The organism is Streptomyces sp. L-9-10 (assembly GCF_004151105.1).
Classification (GTDB): Bacteria; Actinomycetota; Actinomycetes; order Streptomycetales; family Streptomycetaceae; genus Streptomyces.
Genome location: NZ_PHRF01000121.1, coordinates 1 through 3,531, shown reverse-complemented (window position 1 = coordinate 3,531; position 3,531 = coordinate 1). Strand labels below are relative to the sequence as shown.

General features: G+C 70.4%; 1 protein-coding gene. It reads right to left on the bottom strand.

Annotated elements, in window-relative coordinates:
• Positions 1-3,510, bottom strand: a 3,510-nt coding sequence (locus tag CU044_RS28555; protein ID WP_240045898.1) for a condensation domain-containing protein, incomplete at its 3' end; no start/stop codon positions are given.
• Positions 3,511-3,531 lie beyond the last annotated feature (21 nt).

The window sequence follows — 3,531 nt, the reverse complement described above, 5'->3', positions numbered from 1 at the left end:
GGGCAGGTCAGGAGTCCGTTCCAGCTGAGCGCGGAAGATCCCTGCCAGCGTCAGCCGCTCCGACCGCTCCTCACCCGTGCCCCACTCCTCCAGCAGCCGGTGCCGCTGCTCGCCGCCGAGAAGGTCCAGCTGCGCGAGCGTGCGCCCGGCGGGGGCATCGGCGACGGTGCCCGTATGCCGGACGAGGTCACCGCGCAGGCTCTCGATGGTGGCGCGGTCGAACACGTCCGGGTCGTACGCGAGGGTGAACGTCAGTCGGTCGCCGCTGTAGACGATGAGATTGAGGGGGTAGTTGGTGGCCTGGTCGACCACGATCTCGCTGATCTCCAGGCCGTGCCCGGCGGCGCCGTCGGTGTCGACGGGGGCGTTCTCGAAGACCACCAGGCTGTCGAACAGCGCCTGGTTGGGGCCCAGTTCGCTGAGTGCCTGGACGCGGTTGAGGGGGAGGTGGTCGTGGCGGCGGGCCTCGACCTGCTCGCTCTGCAACCCCTGCAACCACTCCACCACCGGACGACCCGGATCCAGCCGCACCCGCACCGGAAGAGAGTTGATGAACAACCCCACCATGTCCTCGGCACCATCGAGATCAGTGGGCCGGCCCGAGGTCGTCGCGCCGAACACCACATCACCCTGACCACTGCGACCCGAAAGCAACAGCGCCCACAAACCCTGCACCACGGCATTGACGGTCAGCCGATGCCGCCGCGCAAACGAAAAGAGCTGACCGGACAGTTCCTCCGACAACTCCACCTCCACCCGCTCCGAAGAACGAGCCTGACCGGCATGAACAGCCGGCCGGTCATACGGCAACGCCACCGGCGCGTCAAAACCCGCCAGACCAGCGTGCCAGAACTCTTCCGCCACCCCCACATCACGCCCCGCCATCCACCCCGCCTGAACACCCAGCCCACGACCACCCACCACCACCGGCAACACCAACCCATCCCGCCGCGCCGCATAGTCGTCCAGCACGAGAGACACCACCCGCGCCAGACTCCAGCCGTCGAGCAGGATGTGGTGGAAGGTGAACAGCACGCGGACACGGTCGTCCGTGAGCCGGGCCAGGGTCAGCCGGGCGAGGGGCACGGAGCCCAGGTCCAGACCGCGCTGCCGGTCGGCGGCGACACGGTCCGTCCAGAGTGCGGCGTGCTCGGGTGCCGAGGCGGCGCGCCAGTCCAGGATCTCGATGGGCAGCGTGACCGACTCGCGCACCACCTGCACCGGCTGGCTCACGCCTTCCCACACGACCCCGATGCGCAGCGCCTGTATCTCGTCGACCATGCGCTGCCAGGACGCGGCGAACCTGTCGATGTCGGACACACCGTCGACGGCGAACATCAGCTGCTCGAAGTACGCGCTGGAGCCATCCTGGGCGAGGGCGTGGAAGAGCATCCCGGACTGCAACGGCATCAACGGCAGGACATCCTCGACACCACGCCCGTCACCGACCGCCGCGTCCAGACCCGCCTGATCCAACGGCGACAGCGGAAAGTCCGACGGCGTGACACCACCGGCACCCGGCAGCTCACAATGCGCGAGAAAGCCCTCCAACTCCCCCACGAACGCCGACGCCAGCCCCTCCATCACCTCGTCGGAGAACACACCGGCCGACCGGATCAGGTTGACAACCAGCCGCCCGCCGACCACGCGGGCCGCCACATCCAGCGCGTGGGCCCGGGGGCCGAGCGGGCCGTGCTGTCGCCCGTCGGGTCCCGGCTCCATCACGTGGTAGAGCGGATTCTCGACGGGCGGTACATCAGCATCGGTCCCGGCCCCGCTATCGGCCCCGGTCCCGGTCCACGTCCCGGTCCCGTCGAGGCAGCTGTAGCCGACCTGCGGACGGACCGTACGGCCCAGGTCACCCGCCGCCGAGTCGGGATCCCCGAGGTAGCGCAGCGCGCCGTACCCATGACCATGGCCGGGTACCCCACGCAGCCGCTCCTTCGCGGACTTGACGAGTACGTCCCAGTCGGCCGGGTCCGCACCCTCACCCCCGCCGGCAGCCGCGCCGGAGGCTCCGGAAGCCAGCTCCAGCGGGAAGACCGTACTGAACCAGCCCACCGTCCGTGACACATCGACGCCCCGGAACACGTCCTCCCGGCCGGCTCGCTCGACGTCCACGACAATCCGGTCCTGGCAGGCCCACCGGCCCAGGACGCGGGCGAGCACGGCGAGCAGCAGTTCGTCCGGCCCGGTCCGGTAGACCGATGTGGCGCGGTGGCAGAGCTTCCGTGTCGACTCGGCCGACAGTTCCACCGACGTGACCAGGCCGTCGTGCGAGGCGTCGGGCGCGGGAGTGCCCTGGCCGGGCAGTTCGGTCGGTACGTCCTGGCCGACCCCGCTCCAGTACTCCAGCTCCGCGTCGAAACCACCCGCCTCCACATGCGACCGCAACCGCGAAGCCCACTCCTGGAACGACGCGGAACGCGGACCCAGCTCCACCACCGCACCCGACACCAACTGCCCATACGCCAGCGCCAGATCCTCCAGCAACACCCGCCACGAAGCCTCGTCCGCGACCAGATGGTGTGCCACCACCGCCAGCTGATCGTCCTGCTCACCACGTTCGAAGAGCGCGAAGCGGATCAGCGGTCCTTCCGCAAGATCGAAGCCGGTCCGCAGGGCCTCGACGGCGTCCTCCATGGCGGCCCGAGCGGCCGGTGCCGAGAGCGCCGAGAGATCGTGGCGGTCAAGGGTGACGGACCGGTCCTCGGCGAGATTGCGCTGCCGCCAGCCCGCGCCGGTCCGCTCGTAGCGCAGTCGCAGGGCGTCGTGATGGGCCACCAGCGCGGTCACCGCACCGGCCAGCGCCACCGGGTCGGTGCCCGGACGCAGCCCGAGCCGTACGGCGGTGCTGAGCAGCCGCGGGTCCTTGCGGTGGGTACGGAAGAACCAGCGCTGAACAGGGGTGAGTACCACAGGGCCCTCCACGGGCGGTCGGTCCCGGCCGGCGGACTCGTCCGCATCGGCGCTGGTGAGCGCGGCAGCCAGGGCCGCGACGGTCTGCCGTACGAACAGGTCCTGCACGGCGAGCGCGATGCCCGCGGCGCGGGCCTGGGAGACGACCTGGATGCTGAGGATCGAGTCCCCGCCGAGATCGAAGAAGTTGTCCTCCACGCCGACCCGCTCAAGGCCGAGCACCCGCGCCCAGATCCCGGACAGCACCTCCTCCGTCACGGAACGCGGAGCCACATACCCGGCCTCCCCGACAGCGGACGGCTCAGGACTGGGCAGCGCCTTGCGGTCGACCTTGCCGTTCGGCATCAACGGCAACGCGTCCAGCGTCACCACCGCGGACGGCACCATGTACTCCGGCAGGACGCCCGCCAGGAACTCCCGCACACCGGCGGCGGTCGGCGCCGCACCGGGTACGGGAACGACGTACGCGACCAGCCGCTTCGCACTCCCCCGGCCCCGCACGGCCAGCACCGCCGCCTGTGCGATGTCCGGATGGCCGGCGAGCGCGGACTCCACCTCACCCAGCTCGATACGGAAACCCCGCACCTTCACCTGGTCATCCGACCGGCCCAC